Source organism: Streptomyces sp. NPDC000229, assembly GCF_040300825.1.
GTDB lineage: Bacteria > Actinomycetota > Actinomycetes > Streptomycetales > Streptomycetaceae > Streptomyces.
Genome location: NZ_JBEPEL010000027.1, coordinates 55,292 through 77,630, shown reverse-complemented (window position 1 = coordinate 77,630; position 22,339 = coordinate 55,292). Strand labels below are relative to the sequence as shown.

The following is a 22,339-nucleotide window of genomic DNA, read 5'->3' as shown; positions in this document are numbered from 1 at the left end:
CGCTCGACGGAGCGCCCGTCCGCACCCAGAGCGGCCTGCGGCTGGCCGCGGACAGCTCCCTGGGCATCGACACCGTCCAGCTCAATGGCGAGGGCTTCGAGCTGCTGGTGAACAAGGGGGACACCGTTTCCCGCGGGCAGGCCGTCGTGCGGTGGGACCCCGCGGCCGTCGAGGCGGCCGGCAAGTCGCCGATCTGCCCCGTCGTGGCCCTGGAGGCCACCGCCGACTCGCTGGGCGACGTCGTCGAGGACGGCGATGTGAAGGCCGGCGACGAGCTCTTCTCCTGGAAGTGACGTCGTTGCCGTCCCGCTCGGGACGGCAAGGGGTCGGGACATTCACACGCAGCGGCCCGGGGTCGTTGCTCAATCGGAGACAGGTGTAATGGAGACAACGCTGCGGGGCGTCGGCGTGAGCCATGGTGTGGCGATCGGCGAGGTGCGCCACATGGGGACGGCTGTCCTCGAGCCGCCGGCCAAGCAGATTCCGGCCGAGGAGGCGGAGCGCGAACAGGGGCGTGCTCGCCAGGCCGTCGAGGCGGTGGCCGCCGATCTGATCGCGCGCGGCAATCTGGCCGGGGGCGAGGCACAGCACGTGCTCGAGGCGCAGGCCATGATGGCCCAGGACCCCGAGCTGATGGCCGACGTCGATCGTCGTATCGCTGTGGGGAGCACGGCGGAGCGGGCCGTGTACGACGCGTTCGCCGCCTACCGGGCGCTGCTGGCCGGTGCCGGGGAGTATCTGGCGGGGCGGGTCGCGGACCTGGACGATGTGCGCAACCGGATCGTGGCGCGCCTGCTGGGTGTGCCGATGCCCGGCGTTCCGGACAGTGACGAGCCGTATGTGCTGATCGCGCGGGATCTTGCTCCGGCGGACACGGCGCTGCTGGATCCGACGCTGGTGCTCGGTTTTGTGACCGAGGAGGGCGGGCCGACCAGCCACAGTGCCATTCTGGCGCGGGCGCTGGGTGTGCCGGCCGTGGTGGCGTTGCCGGGGGCCGGTGAGCTCGCCGAGGGCACCGTGATCGCGGTGGACGGCAGCACGGGTGAGATCTTCGTGGAGCCGAGCGCCGAGAAGCGTGCGGAGATGGAGCGGGCGGCCGCTGAGCGCAAGGCGGCTCTCTCGGCGGCCACCGGTCCGGGTGCGACGTCGGACGGGCACAAGGTGCCGCTGCTGGCGAACGTCGGTGGGCCGGCCGATGTGCCGGCGGCCGTGGAGGCGGGGGCGGAGGGCGTCGGCCTGTTCCGTACCGAGTTCCTGTTCCTGGACGACAGCGAGCAGGCGCCGTCGGAGGCCAAGCAGATCGAGGCGTACCGCAAGGTGCTGGAGGCGTTCCCCGAGGGCCGGGTGGTCGTGCGGGTGCTGGACGCCGGTGCGGACAAGCCGCTGGACTTCCTGACGCCGGCCGACGAGCCGAACCCGGCGCTGGGTGTGCGGGGTCTTCGGACGCTGCTGGACCACCCGGAGGTGTTGCGGACGCAGCTGACGGCGCTGTCGAAGGCGGCCGAAGGGCTGCCGGTCTATCTCGAGGTCATGGCGCCGATGGTGGCGGACCGGACGGATGCGAAGGCGTTCGCGGACGCGTGCCGTCAGGCGGGGCTGCAGGCGAAGTTCGGTGCGATGGTGGAGATTCCGTCGGCGGCTCTGCGGGCGCGTTCGATCCTGCAGGAGGTGGAGTTCCTGTCGCTGGGTACGAACGACCTGGCGCAGTACACCTTCGCCGCCGACCGGCAGGTGGGTGCGGTGTCGCGGTTGCAGGATCCGTGGCAGCCGGCGCTGCTGGACCTGGTGGCACTCGCTGCTGAGGCGGCCAGGGCCGAGGGCAAGAGCTGTGGCGTCTGTGGTGAGGCCGCGTCGGATCCGCTGCTCGCCTGTGTGCTGACCGGTCTGGGGGTCACCTCCCTGTCAATGGGCGCCGCGTCCATTCCGTATGTGCGGGCGACGCTGGCGAAGTACACGCTGGCGCAGTGCGAGCGGGCGGCGGCGGCCGCGCGGGCCACGGACACGGCCGAGGAGGCCCGGCTGGCCGCCCAGGCGGTTCTGTCCGGGGAGTAGTACCTGGGTGAGGTTGTGGGAGGGGCTTTCCCGCCGGTGGGCGGGGAAGCCCCTCCCGATTTGGGGGATCAGTGGTGAGTGGTCCCGTGGTCGTCGGGGGTGATGTCGAAACCGGCGCGGTAGTCGACGTTGGGCTCGGGTGAGAGGGGCTCTCCGGTGTCGGCGTCGGTGCAGTACGCGTTGAAGACCTCGGCCTCGGTGAGCGGGATGAGGCGCCCGCGGTCGAGGCGCCAGCCGTGGACGCGGTCGGGTGCGGCGGGGGTGGTGGTGCGCAGGACGAGGCCTCCGGGGCTTTCGAGGGCGATGCCGGCCGCGAGGACGGTGACGAACTCGGCACCTTCGGTGGAGTCGAGCAGGGCGGGGCCGGTGAGGGGCCGTTCGGCGTGGAGGACGGCGACGAGCTGTTCGTCGGCGGGGACGCTGCAGACCAGGTGGTGGGTGCCTGGGCCCGCTTCCTGGAGCAGCCGCGTCAGTGTGTGGGAGGCCTGGTCGAATGCGGCGCGTCCGATGTCCTGGCCGCAGTCGGCGCACTCGCCCATGTCGGTGAGGAGCATCGTGGCGTACTCCCAGGTGGCTTGCCGTACCGCGCGGTGGATGAGGAGGGGGACGAGCCGGTCGATGGGCTGTCCCGTATAGGGGACGCAGGCGCCGGTGGCGGCGACCTCGGCGGTGAAGCGGCTACGGCTGGCCGGGGTGTCGGGGTCGAGTCCGGTTTCGGTGCAGTACAAGGCGTAGTCCTCGGGGTCGAAGAGGGCCACGGTGGTGTGCCCGCCTTCGGTGGCGAGGGTTTTCAACAGCTTTTCGACCTGGCGGAGGTAGGTGCCGTGGTCGTCGAAGGTGAAGGTCCGGTAGCGGTGGCGCATGGCCGTGAAGTCCTGTTCGTCGGCGAGCAGTCCGACGGTGCTCGGTACTTCCCGGCGCAGTGCGCGGCGGATGGTCGTGGTCTTCCTCGTGTGCGCCATGAGTCCCCCTGGTTCATTGATGCTCACTCACAGTAATCGGAGGCACTGACAACGGGGCGCGGGGAAGCCGGCCGGTGGCGTACCAGGCGGTGCTGGGCGAGGCAGACGGCGGCGAAGGCCGCGCCGAGGGCAGCCCAGGCCATGGGGCCCGCGGTGATGACGGCGGTGACCAGGAGGGGTCCGGCACTGCGCTGGGTGGAGGCGGCGATCCCGTGGACGCCGAGGTAGGAGCCTTGGGCGTCGTCGGGGGCGAGGGAGACGGAGAGTTCCCACGATGCGGTGGCGTGGATCATCTCGGCGAAGGTGAGGGCGACTGCGGCCGCGATGAGGGCGGCGACGGCGGTCCAGCGGCCCGCGGCCGTCGAGGCCGCCATGGCGAGACAGCCTGCGACGAAGAGGCAGGCGAGCGGGATGAGCAGGGTGCGGGCCGCGGCGGGGGTGGCGCCGAAGCGGGAGAGGGGAACCTGGAAGAGGACCACGAGTACGGAGTTGAGGACGAGGAGCAGTGGGGCGAGGCCGACGGGGGCGTCGGTGGCGTGGACGATCCACAGGGGCATGCCGACCTGAAGGATCGCGTCGTCGAGGAAGAGGACGGCTTCGGTGGCGGTGTAGAGGAGGAAGGTGCGGTCGCGCCACGGGCTGGAGGGCTTGGCGGGCTCGGTGGGTGTTGCGGTCGTGGGGGTGGTGGAGGTGGCGGCGATAGGGGCGGGGGACGGGGGTTCGGCGCAGCGGAGGGTGAGGGCGGCGATGACGACGTATGAGAGGGCGTTGGCGATGAGGAGGCTCTGGTACGCGGTGGTGGTGGCGACGGCCAGGGCGGCTGCGGCGCCGAGGCCGCCGACGGCCCAGCCGAGGTTGGCGACGGTGCGGTTGAAGGCCTGGTAGCGGGCGCGGCCGGGGCCGGTGAGGCGGGCCGCGTAGAGCTTGGTGAGGACGTTGGAGGCGCGGTCCGGGAGGGCGCCGACGGCGGAGTAGGCCAGGAGGAGCGCGTAGTCCTGGGTGGTGAGGAGGGCGAGGAGGGCGGCGGCGCGGAGGAGTTGGGCGCCGATGAGGACGTGGGTGAGGGGGAAGCGGTCGGCGAGGCGTCCGGCGAAAGGGGCGCCTGCGATGCCGATGCCGCCGGATACGCCGACGAGGCGGCGATAGGGGCGGGGGACGGGGGTTCGGCGCAGCGGAGGGTGAGGGCGGCGATGACGACGTATGAGAGGGCGTTGGCGATGAGGAGGCTCTGGTACGCGGTGGTGGTGGCGACGGCCAGGGCGGCTGCGGCGCCGAGGCCGCCGACGGCCCAGCCGAGGTTGGCGACGGTGCGGTTGAAGGCCTGGTAGCGGGCGCGGCCGGGGCCGGTGAGGCGGGCCGCGTAGAGCTTGGTGAGGACGTTGGAGGCGCGGTCCGGGAGGGCGCCGACGGCGGAGTAGGCCAGGAGGAGCGCGTAGTCCTGGGTGGTGAGGAGGGCGAGGAGGGCGGCGGCGCGGAGGAGTTGGGCGCCGATGAGGACGTGGGTGAGGGGGAAGCGGTCGGCGAGGCGTCCGGCGAAAGGGGCGCCTGCGATGCCGATGCCGCCGGATACGCCGACGAGGAGGCCGACGTGGGCGACCGGCATGGCGGTGACCTGCGTGAAGTAGAGGGGTAGGGCGGTCGCCCAGAGACCGGTGCCGATTTTGTCGATGAACGAGATGAGCAGCATGCGGCGGCCGTTGCGGCCGCCCGGTATGCGCTGTGCGAGTGCGGTCCGGTGCTTGTGGCTCTCCACGGTTCCCCCTTGACGTGGATTATGTATTGATACATAGTTCACTATGTGACAGCACAATATGCGATCAGTGGATCCACGGCCAGAGGAATCGCGGCCTCCGTGGAGCGGGCGGTGGCGGCCGGGGCGCTGGTGCCGGGTGCGGCGCTGCCGCCGGTGCGGCGGCTCGCGGACGAGCTGGGTGTCAGTCCCGGAACGGTGGCGACGGCGTACAAGGAGCTGCGTCAGCGCGGTGTCGTGGTGACCAAGGGGCGCGGCGGCACGGTGGTGGCCCAGGCACCGGCGGTCGCCTCCCGACGGCCGCCGAAGGTGCCGGAAGGTGTGCGTGATCTGGCGGGCGGGCACCCCGATCCGGCGTTTCTGCCGCAGTTGAGGCCGCCGTCCCCGGTGATGCCGGTGCCCGGTTCGCACCGGGCGTCGCCGCGGCTGGCGTCCCTGGAGGACCTCACGCGCGCGTGGTTCGCGCGGGACGGGGTGCCCGCGGAGCGGGTGACCTTTGCGCACGGGGCGCTCGACTGTGTGGGGCGGCTGCTGTCGACGGAGCTGAAGCCGGGTGACTCGGTGGCCGTGGAGGACCCGGGCTTCCATCACCTGCTGGACCTGGTGCCGGCGCTGGGGCTGCGCATGGTCCCAGTGGCGGTGGACGACCACGGCATGGTCCCCGAGGGGCTGCGGACGGCGCTGCGGGCGGGCGTCCGGGCGATGGTGTGCAGTCCGCGCGGACAGAATCCGACGGGGGCCCGGTTCTCGCGAGAGCGGCGGGACGCGCTGGTGGACGTCCTGGGCGGGTTCCCCGAGGTGCTGGTGATCGAGGACGACCACAACGCGGACATGTCGGGGGCGCCGTCGTACTCACTGGCGGCGGCCGGGCTGCCGCGGTGGGCTCAGGTGCGGACGGTGTCCAAGCACCTGGGCATCGATCTGCGGTGGGCGGGGCTGGCGTGCGACGAGACGACGTTGGCCCGGCATGACGGGCGCTTGCTGCTGACGTCGGGGTGGATCAGCCACGTACTGCAGGAGACCGCGGCACGGCTGATCGCGGACCGGGAGGTGCAGCGGCTGGTGGGCCGGGCGGAGGCGGCGTACACCGAACGGCGCGAGGCGCTGATCGGGGAGTTGGCGCGGCATGGCATCACGGCGCACGGGGCGAGCGGGCTGAACGTGTGGGTGCCGGTGAGCGACGAGTCGGCGGTGGTCAACGGACTGCGGTCGTGCGGCTGGTGGGTGGCGGCCGGGGCGCGGTTCCGTATCGCGGCGCCGACGGGCGTACGGGTCACGACCGCGGAACTGGAGCCGTCCGAAGCGGCGCGGCTGGCCTCGGACTTCGCCGCCGTGCTGGGCGAGTCCGAGGCCATGTACGGCGGTTGAGTCAGAGCTTCTCGAAAGGGTGCCGTTCGGCGAACTCGGGGGCGGTCATGCCCATGATGACGAGGTCATGGTGGCGGCCGGCGAAGAACTCGTGGTCGCGCAGCCTGCCCTCCTCGGCGAAGCCGAGTCTGCGGTGCAGGGCGAGCGAGGCGTCGTTGAACGCGTAGATCCCCGCCTCGCACTTGTGGTAGCGCCGCTCGCCGAACATGAAGCGCAGCAGCAGCACCACGGCATCGGCGGCGTACCCACGTCGCTGGTGGTCGCCGATGATCCCGATGCCGTAGCGGAAGCGGCCGGAGCGCGGGTCGGCGTCCCGGGTCGCGATGCTGCCCACGAGTTCGCCGGTGTCCAGGGCTTCGACGACCAGCCGGAAGTCGTCCCCGGCCGGGGCGGCGACGGACTGTTCGGCCGCCCAGGCGTGGTAACCCTCCGCCGAGCGGGGCGGGTGGAGGACGTCGACGGACCGCTGATGGCCGCTGTGGGCGTCGAAATCCATGAAGGCCTGCCAGTCCTCGGGCTCGACCCCGCGCAGCCGTACCCGCTCGCCGGTCCAGAAGGTGCTCGAGAGGCTCATCGTCCGCCCTGGGCGCGCTTGCGGGCCAGGTCCTCGTAGAAGCGGAGCAGGCCGAGGTTGTCGACGGAACCGGGGTTGACGGCCTTGGACAGGTCCGTGCCCTGGAGGAGCCTCTTGACCGGGACCTCGATGCGCTTGCCGGTGAGGGTGTGCGGGACTCCGGGGACCTCGATGATCTCGTCGGGGACGTGGCGCGGGGACAGCTGCTCGCGAATGGTCCGCTTGATGCGGGCGATCAGGTCGTCGTCCAGGGTGGCGCCTTCGGTGAGGTGGACGAAGAGCGGCATCCAGTAGCCGCCGTCGGGCTCCTCCACGCCGATCACGAGGGACTCGCGGATCTCCGGGAGGCGTTCGACGGCCTCATAGATGTCGGCGCTCCCCATACGGACGCCCTGACGGTTCAGGGTGGAGTCGGAGCGGCCGTGGATGACGACCGAGCCACGGTCGGTGATGGTGATCCAGTCGCCGTGGCGCCATACGCCCGGGTACATGTCGAAGTAGCTGTCGTGGTAGCGGCTGCCGTCCGGGTCGTTCCAGAACCGGATGGGCATGGAGGGCATGGGGTTGGTGACGACCAGCTCCCCCACCTCCTCGATGACGGGCTTGCCCTGCGGGTCCCAGGCCTGGAGGTCGGTGCCGAGGCAGGCGGCCTGGAGTTCGCCGATGTGTACGGGGAGGGTGGGGACCGCGCCGGCGAAGCAGCTGCACACGTCGGTGCCGCCGCTGACGGAGGCGATCCACAGGTCGTCCCGGACCTCGTCGTGGAGCCAGCGGAAGCCGTCCGGCGGCAGCGGTGAGCCGGTGGTCGCGACACACGTGATCCGGGACAGGTCGTGGTCGCGGGAGGGGTGGACGCCCGCCTTGCGGCAGGCCATGACGTAGGCGGCGGACGTGCCGTACAGGGTGGCTCCGGTGATCTCGGCGACACGCCACTGGGCGCCGGTGTCCGGATGGCCGGGGCTGCCGTCGTACAGGACCACCGTGGTGCCGGTGAGCAGGCCGGAGACGAGGAAGTTCCACATCATCCAGCCGGTGGAGGTGTACCAGAAGAACCGGTCCTCAGGGCCCAGGTCGCAGTGGAGGCCGAGCTGCTTGAAGTGCTCCAGGAGGATGCCGCCCTGGGACTGGACGATCGCCTTGGGCAGGCCGGTCGTGCCGGAGGAGTACAGCACCCACAGGGGGTGGTCGAAGGGGACCTGCTCGAAGACGGGCTCCCTGTCCCCCGCTGTGAGGTCGGACCATTCGAGGGCGCCTTCGGGCGCTTCCGTACCGAGGAGCGGGATGTGGACGACCGCGCGGAGCGTGGGCAGCTCGCGGCGGAGTTCGGCGACGGTGTCACGGCGGTCGTGTTCCTTGCCGCCGTAGCGGTAGCCGTCGACGGTGAACAGGACGACCGGCTCGACCTGCTGGAAGCGGTCGAGGACGCTGCGGGCGCCGAAGTCGGGGGCGCAGGAGGTCCACACGGCGCCGACGGCGGCGGTGGCGAGGAGGGCGGTGACGGCCTGCGGGATGTTCGGCAGGTAACCGCTGACGCGGTCGCCGGGACGTACGCCGAGGGCGCGCAGCTCGGCGGCGAGCGCGCCCACCTGGCGGCGCAGCTCGGCCCAGCTGATGGGCGTCACTTCCTGTGTCTCGTCGACGTGCAGAAGGGCGGGCGCCTCGGGGCGGTCGGCGGCGGCGCGCAGCGCATGCTCGGCGTAGTTGAGCGTGGCGCCGGGGAACCACTGGGCGCCGGGCATGGAGCGGTCGCCGAGGACCCGCTCGTACGGCGTGGAGAAGCGGATGTCGAACCATTCGGCGACCGCCTGCCAGAAGGCGTCGAGGTGATCGACCGACCAGCGGTGCAGGGCGGGGTAGCCGCCGTCGGCGGGTGCGCCGTGCCGCTGCGCCGCCCAGGCCTGGAAGCGGGTGACCGCGGCCGTGTCGATGCGGTCCTGGTCGGGCTGCCAGAGCGGCTCGGGCTGGGCGTGCTCTGTGGTCATGGGGCTGCTCCCTGGCTGTGCGTCCCTGTACGCGGGTCTGCGTGGGTCACGCGCACGTGCGGGGTGTGCGCGTGACACGGCTGAGCAGGACGATGCCATGTGATCGTTGTTCGCACCAGGGTTCGCCACCCATGGTCGGCGGGATGAATATGTGCTCTCACCATGGGTGAACGGCAGTTGAACGGGCCCTGTGTGACCTGGGAGGGGTGGCAGGGTGAGCGGCATGGACGGTCGTGATCTGGTGCGCTCGGTGAGGATCTTCAGCACGGTGCGGGGGCTGCGGGCGGTGCGGTCGGCGTGGCGGCAGCGGCGTACGGATGCCTGGGGGCTGCGGCCGCGGGGGGCGGAGCGGGCGCGGGTGCCGGGGCCTGCTGAGGGTGTCGAGCCGCTGCCGGGCGGCGGGATCGTCCGGTTCGCCCGGTCTCAGGTGCGGGTGTGCGTGTCCAGCGGCGGCACGGTGTTCTGGGGGTGGGACGGGGCGGAGCCGCTGCCGTCGTACGCGCTGGCGGGCCGGCCGCCGGAGCCGGATCCGCGGGCGGAGCTGGAGCCGGACAAGGGCGGCGGCTGGCGGGTGGTGTCCGAACGGGTGACGGTGGCGGTGTCGCGCAACGGCGCCGTCGAGATCCGTACGCCGGGTGGCGTGGTGTTGCGGCGGGACCTGCCGCCGCGCTGGTGGGAGCCGGTCGGCGGGGGCCCCGCGCGGTGGGTGCAGCGGTCGGAGGTGTCGGCCGACGCACGGTTCTTCGGGCTGGGCGGGCGGGCGTCGGGGCCGAGGCTGCGCGGCGGGACGTACCGGTTGTGGAACACCGACCCGCGCGGGAGCTTCGGTCCGGCTGACGACCCGCTCTACATCACCATGCCGGTGCAGCTGGTGGTGTCCGACGCGGGCACCCACCTGGCCTTCCACGACAACTCCTGGGACGGGCAGGTGACGCTGCGGGAGGGTGAGGAGGGTGCGGGTTCCGGGCACGACCGGCCCGGTGCGAGCGAGGTGCGCGTCAGCGGCGGGCCGTTGCGCTGCTGGGTGGTCGTCGGCACCCCCGCGCGCGTGCTGCACGGCTGGACGGCGCTCACGGGTGCGCCCGCGCTGCCGCCGTCGTGGGCGCTGGGGCCGCAGCACGCGCGGTGGGGGTTCGGCAGTGAGGAGGAGGTGCGGCGGGTGGTGGCCGGCTACCGGGAACGTGACCTGCCGCTGTCAGTACTGCACCTGGACATCGACCACTACGACCGGCACCAGGTGTTCACGGTGGACCGTGAACGGTTCCCCGACCTGCCCCGGCTGGCGCGGGAGCTGCGCGAGGACGGGGTGCGGCTGGTGTCGATCGTCGACCCGGGGGTGAAGGCGGAACGCGGGAACGCCCTCTATGAGAGCGGCGCCGAAGTCGGCTCCTCAGGGGCGTTCGTACGCGATGCCAGGGGTGGCGAGGTGCGGGGCGTGGTGTGGCCGGGTGAGTGCGTGTACCCGGATTTCACGGATCCGGCGGTACGGGAGTGGTGGGGCGGGTGGTACGAGGAGCGGCTCGCGCAGGGGTTCTCCGGGGTGTGGCACGACATGAACGAGCCGGTCTCCTTCACCCCGTTCGGTGACATGACGCTGCCGCGTTCGGCACGGCACGTACTGGAGGGCCGGGGCGGGGACCACCGGGAGGCCCACAATGTGTACGGCCTGGGCATGGCGAGGGCCGGGTACGAGGGGCTGCGGCGGCTGCGGCCGGACGAGCGTCCGTTCCTGTTCTCGCGCTCAGGCTGGGCCGGGATGCAGCGGTACGGCGGCACCTGGTCGGGCGATGTGTCGACCGGATGGCCGGGGCTGCGCGCTTCGCTGTCGCTGGTGCTGGGGCTCGGTCTGTGCGGGGTGCCGTACTCGGGTCCCGATGTGGGCGGCTTCGACGGGAGTCCGTCCCCGGAGCTGTTCCTGCGCTGGTTCCAGCTGGGCGCCTGGCTGCCGCTCTTCCGCACGCACGCGGCGATCGACGCCGGGCGGCGCGAGCCGTGGGAGTTCGGCCCGGAGGTGCTGGAGCACGCCCGGGCGGCGCTGGCCGAACGGGAGCGGCTGCGGCCCTATTTCGTGACGCTGGCGCGATTGGCCCGGCTTACGGGCGCCCCCTATGTGCGGCCCGTCTGGTGGGGCTCCCCCGAGGACCGGGCGCTGCGGGACTGCGAGGACGCCTTCCTGCTGGGGGACGCCTTGCTGGTGGCTCCGGTACTGGCGCGCGGGATGGACAGGCGGGCGGTGCGGCTGCCGCGGGGGCGGTGGTACGACACGGCGACGGGTCGGGCGTACGAAGGGCCCGGGCAGGTCCTGGTGGACGCACCGCTGGCGCGGATCCCGGTGCTCGCGCGGGCGGGTGCGGTGATCCCCGTGCGGGGCCCGGACGGGGCCGATGAGCTGGAGGTGTGGGCCCCGGCCGTGGGGCGCACCGGCGGCGGGCTGGTGGTGCCGGACGCCGGCGACGGGTGGGCGGAGTCGGAGATCGAGCGGTACACGTCGCGGGTGGTGGACGGACGGGTCGTCGTGCAGCGGGCCACGGACGACGGAGCGGTGGAGGTCGAGGGGCGGGTGCGGGTGCGGGGCCTGGGGGCGGGGTGAGGGGGCGCCGTGGGCTCGGTCGAGGCGGATGGCGCGGGTACGCGGCGCGGGTGCGTGTCGGGCGTCGGGCGTCGGGCGTCGGGCGTCGGGCGTCGGGCGTCGGGCGTCGGGCGTCGGGCGTCGGGCGAGCGTACGGGGGTGGGGCCTGTGTGAGGGACGGAACGTGCGGCGGGAGCGTCAGGTGTAGTGGCCTGCGAACCAGTGGGCCACGGCCGCCGTGTGGAGGGGGAAGGCCAGCTCTGCCGGAGCGCGCAGGAGGTGGTGGCCGGCTGTTTCCTCGGTGGGGGCGGAGGGCGGGAGGTCGGTGGCCGGGCGTTCCGGGAGGAGGCCGAAGAGCAGCAGGTGGCCGGCGGGAGAGCTCATCACGTCGGCCGGCCTGACGTCGCGGGCGGAGGCCACGATGCCGGTCTCCTCCCTCAGCTCCCGTACCACCGCGTCCCGCCAGTCCTCTGCGTGGTCGATGAACCCTCCGGGCAGGGCGATGCCGCCGCGCTGCGGCTCGATGGTGCGGGTGATGACGACGAGCCCGGTGCCGTACGCGTCGGTCGCGGGCAGCAGGGCCACGGCGACGGGCAGCGGGTTGCGGTACGCGACGGCGCCGCAGGCCGGGCAGGTGCGGGGCCAACCGGAGCCCGCCGGGTAGGGGGCGCCGCAGCTCGTGCAGTGGGAGTCCTTCACGGGGACGGACTGTACCGACCCGGCGGCGGCCGGTAAGACGGTCCGTATGACAGGACGTGCTTCCGCCTCCCGCCTGCGCCGTGCCTTGATGACGGCCGCCACGGCGCTCCTGCTCGTGGCGGCGGTGCCGCCCGCCGCGCAGGCCCACCCCGAGCCCAAGGCCCCGAAGGAGTTCGTGGCCCTGCGCTCCGTCGACCCGACGATCGTCCAGGAGATGCGCTACACCACCGGGCACAACTTCGTGGGCGAGCCGGTGGACGGCTACCGGCAGCCGGTGTGTATCCTCACGCGGCCGGCCGCGCAGGCGCTGCACCGCGCCCAGGTGAAACTGCTGCGGCAGGGCTATTCGTTGAAGGTGTACGACTGTTACCGGCCGCAGCGGGCCGTGGACCACTTCGTACGGTGGGCGAAGGATCTCCAGGACGAGGAGATGAAAGCGGAGTTCTATCCGCTTGTTGCGAAGTCGCGGCTCTTCGCGGACGGGTACATCGCCGAGAAGTCCGGGCACAGCAGGGGTTCCACGGTCGACCTGACGATCGTGAGGCTGCCCGCGGCGCCGACCCGCCCCTATGTGCCCGGCGAGAAGCTGGTCCCCTGCTTCGCTCCGCAGGAGGAGCGGTTCCCCGACAACTCGGTCGACATGGGGACGGGTTTCGACTGCTTCGACACGCTGTCCCACACGGACGACCCGCGCATCCAGGGCGTACAGCGGGCGAACCGGCAGCTGCTGAAGGGCACGCTCGGCGCGGAGGGGTTCGTCAACCTTCCCGAGGAGTGGTGGCACTTCACGTACAAGCCGGAGACGTTCCCGGACACGTACTTCGACTTCCCGGTCTCCAGGAGGTCGGTGGCGGGGCGCTGACGCCGCGCGTCTCGCGGAGGGTGCCGGACCCGTGGCACACTTCTGACGTTCCGTCAGATTCTGCTGTCCGGGGAGGGGAGGGGCCTTGACGCGTACGCGCACACCCGTGGTGGCCGGGTGGTTCACCGATGATGGCGACGAGGAAGGTTTCCGACTGCTGGGCACGCGCTGTTCGGCCTGCTCGGCGGTCTTCTTCCCGCGCGAGGACGCCTTCTGCCGCAACCCCGCCTGCGGAGGCGGCGGGGAGTTGCTGGAGGCGCCGCTCTCCCGGCGCGGACGCGTCTGGTCGTACACCGACGGCCGTTACCGGCCACCCGCGCCCTACGTCTCGGATCCGGGGACCGCCTGGCAGCCGTACACCCTCGTCGCCGTGGAGCTGGCGGCTGAGGCCATGGTCGTGCTGGGCCAGGCGGCGCCCGGGGTGGGCGTCGCCGACCTGGCCGTGGGCATGGAGGTGGAGCTGGTTCCCGGCGTCCTCAGCGAGGACGCGCAGACGGTGTGGACGACATGGCACTGGCGCCCGGTGACGTCATGAGCGGTGATGTCGCCGTCCTGGGTGCGGGCATGCACCCGTGGGGGAAGTGGGGCCGCGCCTTCGTCGAGTACGGGACGGTGGCGGCGCGGGCCGCGCTCGCCGACGCGGGGGTCGACTGGCGGGACGTGGGGTCGGTGGTCGGCGCCGACACCGTGCGGGGTGGTTATCCGGGGTACGTGGCGGGCGCGACGTTCGCGCGGGCGCTCGGCTGGCAGGGCGCACGGGTGAGCAGCGTCTACGCGGCGTGCGCCTCGGGCGCCCAGGCCATCGCCACCGCGCGGGCACAGATCCTCGCCGGGCTGGCGGACGTGGTCCTGGTCGTGGGGGCGGACGCGGCGCCCAAGGGGTTCTTCGCGCCCGCCGGCGGGGACCGGCCGGACGACCCGGACTGGCTGCGGTTCCGGCTGCTCGGGGCCACCAATCCGGCGTACTTCGCGCTCTACGCCCGCCGCCGGATGGCCGTGCACGGGGACACCCCGGAGGACTTCGCACTGGTCAAGGTCAAGAACGCGGCGGCGGGCGCGCTCAATCCGTACGCCCGCTACCGGAAGCCGGTGACCGCCGACGAAGTGGCCGCCTCGGCCGTGGTCGCCGATCCGCTGAGGCTGCTCGACATCTGCGCGACCTCCGACGGCGGCGCGGCACTGGTGCTGTCGTCCATGACGTACGCGCGCGTGCACGGGGCCCGGGACCCCGTCCGTGTCCGGGCCGTGTCGACCGTGACGCCCACCTATCCGCGTACGGTGCTCGACCTGCCGGACATCGCCACCGACTCGGCGGCCGGTTCCGCGCCCGCGGCCCCCTTCCGGGAATCGATCGCGACGGCCGCGTACGAGGAGGCGGGCATCGGGCCCGAGGACGTGTCCCTGGCGGAGGTGTACGACCTGTCGACCGCTCTCGAACTGGAGTGGTACGAGGACATCGGCCTGTGCGGCCGGGGCGAGGGCGCCAAGCTGGTGCGCGAGGGAACCACGGCCCTCGGCGGCCGGGTCCCGGTCAACGCGAGCGGCGGCCTCGCCTCCTTCGGCGAGGCGGTGCCGGCCCAGGCCATCGCCCAGGTCTGCGAGCTGACCTGGCAGCTGCGCGGCACGGCCGGGGCACGGCAGGTGCCGGGCGCCCGCGTCGGGATCACCGCGAACCAGGGGCTTTTCGGCCACGGGTCGGCGGTGGTCGCGGTGCGCTGAACAGCGAGGACGGGCGGTGGCGGTGGCTTTACGTGACAGATGGGCGTGTCCAAGGGCACTGCTCGAGCACCGGTGCTGTCCACGACCTTGACGCACCATCACGGCGGGAGAAAACTGCCTGTTCGTCGACATCGCCGGTACGCCCGCACCAGCACCCCATGCCCGTTCGGCACGCCAGGGAGCCGTGGAGCCTAGGAGCCGCCATGAGCAATGGAGACATTTTCGCCGGTGAGGTCATGGGCACCGCCATCCTCATCCTCTTCGGCGGGGGCGTCTGCGCCGCCGTCACCCTCAATTTTTCCAAGGCCAAGGCAGCGGGCTGGGTCGTCATCGCCTTCGGCTGGGGCTTCGGCGTCATGGCCGGGGCGTACACCGCCGCCCCGCTCTCCGGCGGGCACCTCAACCCGGCCGTGACGGTCGGGGTCGCCGTCGACACGGGCGAGTGGGGCAAGGTGCCTCTGTACTTCCTCGCGCAGATGGCCGGCGCGGTCCTCGGAGCCGTACTCGCCTGGCTGGTCTACTACGCGCAGTTCCGGGCGAACGCCGACACGAAGACCGCCCGGCCCACACTCGGGATCTTCTCGACCGGGCCCGAGATCCGCAATCCGGCCGCCAACCTCACCACCGAGATCATCGCCACGGTCGCGCTCGTCCTGCCGCTTCTCGCGTTCGGGAAGAACGACGGCATCGGCGTCGGACAGATCCCCGGCGAGGAGGCGGGCATCTACGGATCGGGCATCTCGATCCTCCTGGTGTCGCTCCTGGTCGTCGGCATCGGCATGTCGCTCGGCGGGCCGACCGGCTACGCCATCAACCCGGCCCGCGACCTCGGCCCGCGCATCGCCCACGCGCTGCTGCCCATACCCAACAAGGGGACATCGGACTGGGGTTACGCATGGGTGCCCGTGGCAGGGCCCCTCATCGGGGGCGTGCTCGCCGGCGTCATCTTCAACACGGTCTACTGACGGGCTGGGTGGCGGAGCCACCCGAAGACTCCGACTCGCATGGGGCTTGCCCACATGGCTCGGCGCGGCCACGGCGGCCTCTCGGCACGGTTCGTCAGCGGGTCCGTCGGTGCGCCTCATCTGCGCGGCTCACCGGCGCGGCTCACCGGCGTCATTGTGGCGGGTCCATCAGCGCGGTCCTCAGCGCCGTCCATCAGCGCCGTCCATCAGCGCGGCTCTCACTCGCGACAAGGGGTTCACCATGACGGACAGGTTCGTCGCCGCAATCGACCAGGGCACCACCTCCAGCCGCTGCATCGTCTTCAACCAGGACGGTGCCGTCGTCGCCGCCGATCAGCGCGAGCACCGTCAGATCTTCCCCAAGCCGGGCTGGGTCGAGCACGACGCCACGGAGATCTGGTCCAAGGTCCAGGCCGTGGTGGCGGGGGCCCTGGCGAAGGCCGGGCTGCGCGCCGAGCAGCTGAGCGCGCTCGGTATCACCAACCAGCGTGAGACGACGGTCCTGTGGGACCGGGCCACCGGCAAACCGGTGCACAACGCGATCGTCTGGCAGGACACCCGCACCTCCGCGCTGTGCACCGAACTCGGCGGCGCGGACGGCCAGGACCGCTTCCGGGACATCACGGGGCTGCCGCTGGCCGGCTATTTCTCGGGGCCCAAGGCGGCCTGGCTGCTGGACAACGTACCGGGGCTGCGTGCCCGTGCCGAGCGAGGGGAGATCGCGTTCGGCACCGTCGACTCGTGGCTGATCTGGAATCTCACCGGCGGTGTCGACGGCGGCGTCCACGTCACCGACGTCACCAACGCCTCCCGGACCATGATGATGAGCCTGGAGTCCCTGGACTGGGACCGGTCGATCCTCGAAGCCATGAACGTGCCGGAGGTGATGCTGCCGCGGATCCGCTCGTCGGCGGAGGTGTACGGCACTGCCGTCGGCCGGTTGCAGGGGGTTCCGGTCGCGTCGGCGCTCGGCGACCAGCAGGCGGCGCTTTTCGGGCAGGCCTGTTACGACACGGGGACCGCCAAGAACACGTACGGCACGGGAAGTTTCCTGCTGCTCAACACCGGGGAGCGGCCGGTGCCCTCGAAGAGCGGCCTCGTCACCACGGTCGGGTACAAGATCGGCGACCAGGCCCCCGTCTACTGTCTGGAGGGCTCGATCGCCATCACGGGTGCCCTGGTGCAGTGGTTCCGGGACCAGCTCGGCATCATCCGCAGCGCCGACGAGATCGAGACGCTGGCGGCGAGCGTGGACGACAACGGCGGCGCGTACATCGTCCCGGCGTTCTCCGGGCTGTTCGCCCCGTACTGGCGCTCCGACGCCCGCGGTGTCGTCACCGGCCTGACCCGGTACGTCACCAAGGCGCATCTGGCGCGTGCCGTCCTGGAGGCCACGAGCTGGCAGACCCGCGAGGTCATCGACGCCATGTACCAGGACTCGGGCGTGCGGATCTCGTCCCTGAAGGTGGACGGCGGGATGACGGTCAACGGCCTGCTGATGCAGCACCAGGCGGATGTGCTGGGCGTTCCGGTGATCCGGCCCAAGGTCTCGGAGACCACCTGCCTGGGTGCCGCGTACGCCGCGGGGCTGGCCACGGGTGTGTGGTCGGGGCTGGACGAGCTGAGGACCCACTGGCAGCGCGACGCCGCGTGGGAACCGCGCATGGCAGCGGCCACCCGGGAGCGCGAGTACGGCAACTGGCGCAAGGCGGTGGAGCGGAGCCTCGGCTGGGAGGAGGAGGCCTGAGCGGGTGGGGCTCGCGGCCCGTACCGCAGGGGTGGGGGTACGGGCCGCGGTGGTTCAGGTGGTGACCGGCTCGCGGGCGCGGGCGGCCAGCGCGAGGGCGTGCTCGACCACGGCGACCAGGACCTCCTTGACGGACTCCCGTTCACGCGCGTCACACATCAGCAGCGGCACCTCCGTGTCGAGGTCGAGCGCCGCCCGTACCGTTTCGGCCGGGAAGCGGGCCGTGCCCTCGAAGCGGTTGACGGCCACCGCGAAGGGGATACCGCGCCGCTCGAAGTAGTCGATGGCGGCGAAGCTGTCCTCCAGGCGGCGCGTGTCGCACAGCACCACCGCGCCCAGGGCGCCTTGCGCGAGCTCGTCCCACAGGAACCAGAAGCGGTCCTGTCCCGGCGTACCGAACAGGTACAGCACCAGGTCCTCGCGGAGCGTGATGCGCCCGAAGTCCATCGCGACCGTGGTGGTGGACTTGGTCTCGACGCCGTGAAGGTCGTCGACCGGCCGGCCCGCCTCGGTGAGGGTTTCCTCGGTCCGCAGCGGCCGGATCTCGCTGACCGCGCCCACCAGTGTGGTCTTGCCCACCCCGAACCCGCCCGCGACCAGGATCTTCAGCGTCACCGGCTCGACCGGTCGCTTCTTGCGGCCGGTGCTAGAGCGCCCGAAGGCCATTGATCACCTCACGGAGGATGCTGACGTCCGGCAGCTCTGCCGGCGGAACGGGACGGGTTACGTGGACGAGTTCGTCCTCGACGAGGTCACCGACCAGGACCCGGACCACCCCTACGGGGAGGTCCAGCCCGGCGGCGAGCTCGGCGATCGACCGGGGGAGGTCGCTGCACCGCTCGACGATCTCCACATGCTCCGGTGAGAGCGTCTGGTCGCGGCCGGGGTCGTCGGCCGCGGGTTCGGGGACGACCACCGCGATCAGGTCGAGGCGGTGGCGGGTGGCGCTGCTGGTGCGGCCGCGTGTCATCGCGTACGGGCGGACCACCGGGCCCGCCTCGTCGTCGAACCAGTGGTGCGGCTCATGGCGGTCCGGGCGTCTGTGCCGGCTCTGCCGCCCTGCTGCGTCACTCATCGCATCCCCCTCACCCTCCGACGTGCAGTCCGGTCCGAGGTGCCGTCGCGAGGTGGGCCCCGACCCGCTTGACCATCAGCGTCATCTCGTACGCGACGAGCCCGACGTCCGAGTCGGCGTCCGCGAGTACGGCGAGGCAGCTGCCGTCGCCCGCCGCCGTGACGAAGAGGAAGGCGTCCTCCAGCTCGACGACGGTCTGGCGGACACGGCCGGCGTCGAAGTGACGGCCGACGCCCTTGGCGAGGCTGTGGAACCCGGAGGCCACGGCCGCCATGTGCTCACTGTCCTCGCGGCTGAGGTCCTTGGAGGCCCCGGTGGCGAGGCCGTCGCTGGAGAGCACCAGGGCCTTGCGGATGGAACCGACCCGGTCGACCAGTTCGTCGAGAAGCCAGTTCAGCTCGCCGGTCGAGCCGGTTGAGTTGGGTGCTGCGGCGTTCGGTGCGGTCATCGACCGTCCCCCTCCGGTGTCGTTCGTGGTGCTGTCTCGCCGCGGCCGGCGGGCGGGGTGCTCGCGGCGTTGTGCCTGCGCCCTCGCTGCCAGCCGCGTTGCATCGCCGCCATACGGCTGCGTACTTCTTCCGCCTCGCGTTCCGTGTCGCGGTCGGTGTGCTCGCCCGCCGCCGCGGGGCGCCCGGCGTCCTCCGCCGGGGGCCGCCCGGCCGCCTCCCTCAGCTGGGGCGCGAGGCTCGCCTGGCGTACGCGGCGGGGAAGGCCGCGGAGCAGCAGGGTGGCGTCGTCGTCGGGCCCGCCGGGGCCGGTGGGAGCGGCGGATCCGGCGGGCTGCGCCGTATCCCCGGTTCTCGCCGCCTCCATGCTCTCCCGGGGCGTCCCGGACGCGCCGGGTGCCGGGTGCGTACGGCCGCGTTCGTCCAGGCGCCGGCCGCGGTGCGCGATGAGCGTCGGGGGCTTGCGGCGGGGCAGCGGGACGGGGCCGGCGGGCGTGCGCTCGGGGGTCTGGTCGGAGGCCTGCTGGTGCTGCTCGTGGTCGGTGTGGGGGCCTGAGACGGGGCGCAGCGGTGGCCGGGCGCGGAACAGCCCGCCGCGTTCACTCTCGGTCTCCTCCAGGTCGCCGAGCCGGTCGTCGAGGTCCGCGAGGTCGGCGAGCCGGTCGTCGAGGCCGAGCGCGCCGACCGGTGCCTCCAGCTCGACCGGTCCGTCGAGGACGGACGGGCCGGGGGCGGTGGAGAGTCCGGACGGCACCTTGGAGAGGGCGGCGCGCCGGTGCGGGGCGTCCTTGCCGCTCTTGCGGTCGAGCCGGAAGCCGGCGCCTTGCGTCTCGGGCGCGTCGGTGAGCAGCGCGGCCGGTATGAACACGACCGCGGTGGTCCCTCCGTACGGGGAGGGCTGGAGCGAGACGCGCACATTCTGGCGCTGGGCGAGACGGCTGATCACGAAGAGGCCGAGCCGGTCGGTGTCGGAGAGTTCGAACTCGGGGGTCTCGGCGAGGCGCAGGTTGGCGTCGAGCAGGGCTTCAGGAGCCATGCCGAGGCCGCGGTCGTCTATCTCCAGGGTGAAGCCGTTGGCGACCCGCTCACCGTGGACGTGGACCGCGGTGTGCGGCGGGGAGAACACGGTGGCGTTCTCCAGGAGTTCGGCGATGAGGTGGGTGAGGTCGGCGACCGCGGGGCCGCCGACGCCGATGCGCGGCAGGCGCCGCACCTCTATGCGCTCGTAGTCCTCGACCTCGGCGACCGCGGCCCGCACGACGTCCATCAGCTGGACGGGCTTGCGCCACTGCCGTGAGGGCGCCGCGCCGGAGAGGATCACCAGGCCCTCGGCGTGGCGGCGCATACGGGTGGTCAGGTGGTCCAGCCGGAACAGGTCGGCGAGCTCCTCGGTGTCCTCGGTGCGCCGCTCCATGGTGTCGAGGAGGGTGAGCTGTCGGTGGAGCAGCACCTGATTGCGGCGGGCGAGGTTGACGAAGACCTCGGACACGCCCCGGCGCATGTCGGCCTGCTTGACGGCGGCCTCGACAGCGGCCCGCTGGAGGGTGTTGAGGGCCTGGCCGACCTGGCCGACCTCGTCCTTCTCGTACTCGAGGTGCGGTACTTCGGTCTCGACGTCGACCTGTTCGCCGGCGGCGAGGCGGCGCATCACGCTGGGCAGCCGTACGCCGGAGACCTCCTGGGCCTCCTTGCGCAGTCGCCTGAGGTCGCGCACGAGGCCGCGCCCGATGCGTACGGAGACGACGACCGACACGAGCAGGGCGAGGAAGCCGAGCACGCCGGCGACGCCCGCCTTGAACAGGACGCTGTGGGCGACGGGTTCGACGCGGTTCTGGTAGCGCTTGCCCGCCTCGGTGTTCTCGCGGACGAGCTCGTCGAGGACGGGGGTGGCCAGCTCCTGCCACCTGGCGGCGTCGATCGCGCGGGGCTCGTCGGTGGCGCCGGCGGCGAGCAGCGCGTCCTCGGCGTCCCGGAGGGGCTCGGTGCGGGGGCTGCGCCAGTAGGCCTGGAAGGTCTCGCGTTCGGAGCCGGGCATGAGCTCCAGGTTGACCTCGTAGAGCAGTTCGCGGTGGGCGACGAGGTCGGAGATCGCCCGTATGTCCTGGGCGGTGACCCTCTTGCTGATGAGCGAGGAGACCACCAGGGCGTCCTCGCGCGAAAGCATCTCCCGGGCGCGGACGACGCCCACCAGGGCGCGGCCCTGCTTGTCCATCTCCACGTTGTCCAGCGCGTGGAGGTTGGTGAGGAAGCTGTAGCAGGGGTCTACGAGGCGGTTGTAGAAATCCAGTGCCTGGATGCGGCCGACGGCGCGGTTCTCGACGGAGCGGCGCAGCGAAGTCAGGTCGTCGAGGGCTTCGAGGAGGGAGGTCAGCCTCGCGGCCGCCTGGGTGTTGAGGGCGTCGGCGAGACCGGGGTCCTTGGCGTTGTCCCGGATCCTGGCGATGGCCCGGTCGGTCGCGGCGCGGTCGCGCTGGAGTACGGGAAGGGCTTCGGCGGAACGGGGGTCGGCCAGATAGATCAGCGTCTGGCGGCGCTCCTGCTGAATGACGTGAATGGACTCTTCGAGCGGGCGGCCGACCTTTTCGACGATGTAACCGACGTCCAGGAGTTGACTGGCCTCACGGCCGGTGATGAGTGTCGCGAATCCCCACAGACCGGTGAGGGACAGAAGCGGCACAAGGAGCAACGCCACGATCTTCCTGCGGATCGACTTCCCGCGAAAGCGCATGGCCTCCCCCACTCGCACCCGCCTGTCGTCGGCGTGGGTGAACACATCAACACATCAACAAACGGCGCGAGCCTACTACTGCATCACGGACAACTCGAAGGAACGTCCGGGCGATTTTCAGCCGCACCGTGGCGAACAGATCATGAGTTGTCCTGGTATTCGGCGAGTTGACAATTGCCGCTGTAGCGGATGACACCTGGCGGGACGTCACTTCGGCCCGTCGGGCGGATGGCTGGAATTGCGCGTTCGGTGGGGAATCCTCGCCGTGCGGCGTTCGTCCTCCTGTACGGGGAGGCGAGAACCGTCGGCGTAGAACGGCTGAAGGCGGGCAGCCACCCTTGAGAGGGTCAGTCGTGGGGAGTGGCGGTTCGGATGGAGACGGCGGTACGGCGGGAACTGTGGGTGGAAGAGCCGGCGGGGAGGCGGAGGCTCCCCGACCCGGTGCGTACGGCGGCGGTGCGTGCCGTGCTCGTCGCGTCGCTGACGCTGATACAGGCGATGGTGGCGTTCTTCTGCACGCTCACCGCATCCTGGCTGGCCTTTCCGATGGTCCTGAGCAGCGTCGGCAGCACGGTGGTCGCGACCTGGGCCGTGCTGGACGTGTGGGTGACCCGGCAGGTGTGGAACCAGCGCCATGGTGTCGTGTCGACGCCGAGCAGTACGGCGCGTCAGCTGCGCCGGGAACGCCGCCGAGCCCAGCGGGCCGCCCGCGTGGAGGCGCGGACGGAGACCCGTGGGGCGGCGCGCATACCGGAGCGGCAGGGGCGCCAGGGCGCGGGCGACAGCCGGCTGTCGCGGGCCTGAGCAGCGGCCGGCCCGGTACGGCCCCGGCGGGCCGGAC

Annotated in this window: 19 protein-coding genes and 1 pseudogene; 10 read left to right on the top strand and 10 right to left on the bottom strand. The window is 72.0% G+C overall.

Annotated elements, in window-relative coordinates; translation table 11 throughout:
• Both ABT360_RS16275 and ptsP read left to right on the top strand, forming a co-directional pair.
• Positions 1 to 293 (top strand): PTS sugar transporter subunit IIA (locus tag ABT360_RS16275; protein ID WP_351815818.1); only part of this gene is annotated, 293 nt, incomplete at its 5' end.
• 88 nt (positions 294 to 381) lie between these two features.
• Positions 382 to 2,052: a phosphoenolpyruvate--protein phosphotransferase gene (ptsP, locus tag ABT360_RS16270; protein WP_351815816.1), complete on the top strand. Its 1,671-nt coding sequence runs from the start codon at positions 382 to 384 to the stop codon at positions 2,050 to 2,052.
• 68 nt (positions 2,053 to 2,120) lie between these two features.
• On the opposite strand, the gene ABT360_RS16265 is transcribed toward ptsP, so the two are convergent.
• From ABT360_RS16265 to ABT360_RS16255, 3 genes and pseudogenes are all read right to left on the bottom strand, one after another.
• Entirely contained in the window at positions 2,121 to 3,014 is an 894-nt protein-coding gene (locus ABT360_RS16265; protein ID WP_351815813.1) for a hypothetical protein, read from the bottom strand.
• Between the two features lie 23 nt (positions 3,015 to 3,037).
• Entirely contained in the window at positions 3,038 to 4,123 is a 1,086-nt protein-coding gene (locus ABT360_RS16260) for an MFS transporter (RefSeq protein WP_351815832.1), read from the bottom strand.
• Between the two features lie 80 nt (positions 4,124 to 4,203).
• Positions 4,204 to 4,701 (bottom strand): annotated as a pseudogene (locus ABT360_RS16255) (MFS transporter); the annotation flags it as partial.
• A gap of 111 nt (positions 4,702 to 4,812) precedes the next feature.
• Between ABT360_RS16255 and ABT360_RS16250 the strand changes: the two are divergent.
• The gene (locus ABT360_RS16250) at positions 4,813 to 6,132 is read left to right on the top strand and encodes an aminotransferase class I/II-fold pyridoxal phosphate-dependent enzyme (RefSeq protein ID WP_351815810.1); all 1,320 of its coding nucleotides are present in this window, start codon (positions 4,813 to 4,815) and stop codon (positions 6,130 to 6,132) included.
• A gap of 1 nt (position 6,133) precedes the next feature.
• Here the strand turns inward: ABT360_RS16250 and ABT360_RS16245 are convergent, their stop codons facing one another.
• Positions 6,134 to 6,706, bottom strand: coding sequence for a GNAT family N-acetyltransferase (locus ABT360_RS16245; RefSeq protein ID WP_351815807.1), 573 nt, complete (start codon positions 6,704 to 6,706; stop codon positions 6,134 to 6,136).
• Positions 6,703 to 8,688, bottom strand: a complete 1,986-nt coding sequence (locus tag ABT360_RS16240; protein ID WP_351815804.1) for an acetoacetate--CoA ligase — start codon at positions 8,686 to 8,688, stop codon at positions 6,703 to 6,705. Before ABT360_RS16240 ends, ABT360_RS16245 begins: the two co-directional genes overlap by 4 nt.
• A 223-nt stretch (positions 8,689 to 8,911) precedes the next feature.
• Here ABT360_RS16240 and ABT360_RS16235 point away from each other — a divergent pair, with 223 nt between their 5' ends.
• Positions 8,912 to 11,278, top strand: a complete 2,367-nt coding sequence (locus tag ABT360_RS16235) for a glycoside hydrolase family 31 protein (protein ID WP_351815801.1) — start codon at positions 8,912 to 8,914, stop codon at positions 11,276 to 11,278.
• 177 nt (positions 11,279 to 11,455) lie between these two features.
• Here ABT360_RS16235 and ABT360_RS16230 read toward each other — a convergent pair whose 3' ends face one another.
• Positions 11,456 to 12,004 carry an NUDIX domain-containing protein gene (locus ABT360_RS16230; protein WP_351815830.1) on the bottom strand — a complete coding sequence of 183 codons (549 nt, stop codon included), beginning with the start codon at positions 12,002 to 12,004 and terminating at the stop codon, positions 11,456 to 11,458.
• Between ABT360_RS16230 and ABT360_RS16225 the strand changes: the two genes are divergently transcribed.
• The 5 genes from ABT360_RS16225 (at position 12,003) to glpK (ending at position 17,249) form a co-directional block, all read left to right on the top strand.
• On the top strand, positions 12,003 to 12,818 hold the full coding sequence (locus ABT360_RS16225) for a M15 family metallopeptidase (protein WP_351815799.1): 816 nt from the start codon (positions 12,003 to 12,005) through the stop codon (positions 12,816 to 12,818). The genes ABT360_RS16230 and ABT360_RS16225 overlap by 2 nt on opposite strands.
• A gap of 85 nt (positions 12,819 to 12,903) precedes the next feature.
• Positions 12,904 to 13,353, top strand: a complete 450-nt coding sequence (locus ABT360_RS16220) for a Zn-ribbon domain-containing OB-fold protein (protein WP_351815796.1) — start codon at positions 12,904 to 12,906, stop codon at positions 13,351 to 13,353.
• The gene (locus ABT360_RS16215; protein ID WP_351815827.1) at positions 13,350 to 14,537 is read left to right on the top strand and encodes a lipid-transfer protein; all 1,188 of its coding nucleotides are present in this window, start codon (positions 13,350 to 13,352) and stop codon (positions 14,535 to 14,537) included. Before ABT360_RS16220 ends, ABT360_RS16215 begins: the two co-directional genes overlap by 4 nt.
• A gap of 203 nt (positions 14,538 to 14,740) precedes the next feature.
• Positions 14,741 to 15,502, top strand: coding sequence for an MIP/aquaporin family protein (locus ABT360_RS16210; protein ID WP_351815794.1), 762 nt, complete (start codon positions 14,741 to 14,743; stop codon positions 15,500 to 15,502).
• 241 nt (positions 15,503 to 15,743) lie between these two features.
• Positions 15,744 to 17,249 (top strand): glycerol kinase GlpK, encoded by a 1,506-nt coding sequence (glpK, locus tag ABT360_RS16205; RefSeq protein WP_351815791.1) that lies wholly within the window; start codon positions 15,744 to 15,746, stop codon positions 17,247 to 17,249.
• A gap of 54 nt (positions 17,250 to 17,303) precedes the next feature.
• Here glpK and ABT360_RS16200 read toward each other — a convergent pair whose 3' ends face one another.
• Genes ABT360_RS16200 through ABT360_RS16185 form a run of 4 tightly spaced genes read right to left on the bottom strand, consistent with a single transcriptional unit; the run spans position 17,304 to position 21,498 of the window.
• The gene (locus tag ABT360_RS16200; protein WP_351815788.1) at positions 17,304 to 17,915 is read right to left on the bottom strand and encodes a GTP-binding protein; all 612 of its coding nucleotides are present in this window, start codon (positions 17,913 to 17,915) and stop codon (positions 17,304 to 17,306) included.
• Positions 17,896 to 18,324, bottom strand: a complete 429-nt coding sequence (locus ABT360_RS16195) for a DUF742 domain-containing protein (protein ID WP_351815785.1) — start codon at positions 18,322 to 18,324, stop codon at positions 17,896 to 17,898. The genes ABT360_RS16200 and ABT360_RS16195 overlap by 20 nt, the downstream gene beginning before the upstream one ends.
• A 10-nt stretch (positions 18,325 to 18,334) precedes the next feature.
• A complete protein-coding gene (locus ABT360_RS16190; RefSeq protein WP_351815782.1) occupies positions 18,335 to 18,772 on the bottom strand; it encodes a roadblock/LC7 domain-containing protein in 438 nt (145 codons plus the stop codon).
• Positions 18,769 to 21,498, bottom strand: a complete 2,730-nt coding sequence (locus ABT360_RS16185; RefSeq protein ID WP_351815779.1) for a sensor histidine kinase — start codon at positions 21,496 to 21,498, stop codon at positions 18,769 to 18,771. Before ABT360_RS16185 ends, ABT360_RS16190 begins: the two co-directional genes overlap by 4 nt.
• A gap of 372 nt (positions 21,499 to 21,870) precedes the next feature.
• On the opposite strand from ABT360_RS16185, the gene ABT360_RS16180 reads away from it, so the two are divergent.
• Positions 21,871 to 22,302, top strand: coding sequence for a hypothetical protein (locus tag ABT360_RS16180; RefSeq protein ID WP_351815776.1), 432 nt, complete (start codon positions 21,871 to 21,873; stop codon positions 22,300 to 22,302).
• Positions 22,303 to 22,339 lie beyond the last annotated feature (37 nt).

Bases quoted from the DNA above. Each gene is read 5' to 3' on its own strand.
- ABT360_RS16190 (WP_351815782.1), bottom strand. From the start codon at position 18,772: ATGACCGCACCGAACGCCGCAGCACCCAACTCAACCGGCTCGACCGGC.
- ABT360_RS16265 (WP_351815813.1), bottom strand. From the start codon at position 3,014: ATGGCGCACACGAGGAAGACCACGACCATCCGCCGCGCACTGCGCCGG.
- ABT360_RS16180 (WP_351815776.1), top strand. From the start codon at position 21,871: ATGGAGACGGCGGTACGGCGGGAACTGTGGGTGGAAGAGCCGGCGGGG.
- ABT360_RS16245 (WP_351815807.1), bottom strand. From the start codon at position 6,706: ATGAGCCTCTCGAGCACCTTCTGGACCGGCGAGCGGGTACGGCTGCGC.
- ABT360_RS16215 (WP_351815827.1), top strand. From the start codon at position 13,350: ATGAGCGGTGATGTCGCCGTCCTGGGTGCGGGCATGCACCCGTGGGGG.
- ABT360_RS16200 (WP_351815788.1), bottom strand. From the start codon at position 17,915: ATGGCCTTCGGGCGCTCTAGCACCGGCCGCAAGAAGCGACCGGTCGAG.
- ABT360_RS16210 (WP_351815794.1), top strand. From the start codon at position 14,741: ATGAGCAATGGAGACATTTTCGCCGGTGAGGTCATGGGCACCGCCATC.
- ABT360_RS16235 (WP_351815801.1), top strand. From the start codon at position 8,912: ATGGACGGTCGTGATCTGGTGCGCTCGGTGAGGATCTTCAGCACGGTG.
- glpK (WP_351815791.1), top strand. From the start codon at position 15,744: ATGACGGACAGGTTCGTCGCCGCAATCGACCAGGGCACCACCTCCAGC.
- ABT360_RS16195 (WP_351815785.1), bottom strand. From the start codon at position 18,324: ATGAGTGACGCAGCAGGGCGGCAGAGCCGGCACAGACGCCCGGACCGC.
- ABT360_RS16225 (WP_351815799.1), top strand. From the start codon at position 12,003: ATGACAGGACGTGCTTCCGCCTCCCGCCTGCGCCGTGCCTTGATGACG.
- ptsP (WP_351815816.1), top strand. From the start codon at position 382: ATGGAGACAACGCTGCGGGGCGTCGGCGTGAGCCATGGTGTGGCGATC.
- ABT360_RS16240 (WP_351815804.1), bottom strand. From the start codon at position 8,688: ATGACCACAGAGCACGCCCAGCCCGAGCCGCTCTGGCAGCCCGACCAG.
- ABT360_RS16185 (WP_351815779.1), bottom strand. From the start codon at position 21,498: ATGCGCTTTCGCGGGAAGTCGATCCGCAGGAAGATCGTGGCGTTGCTC.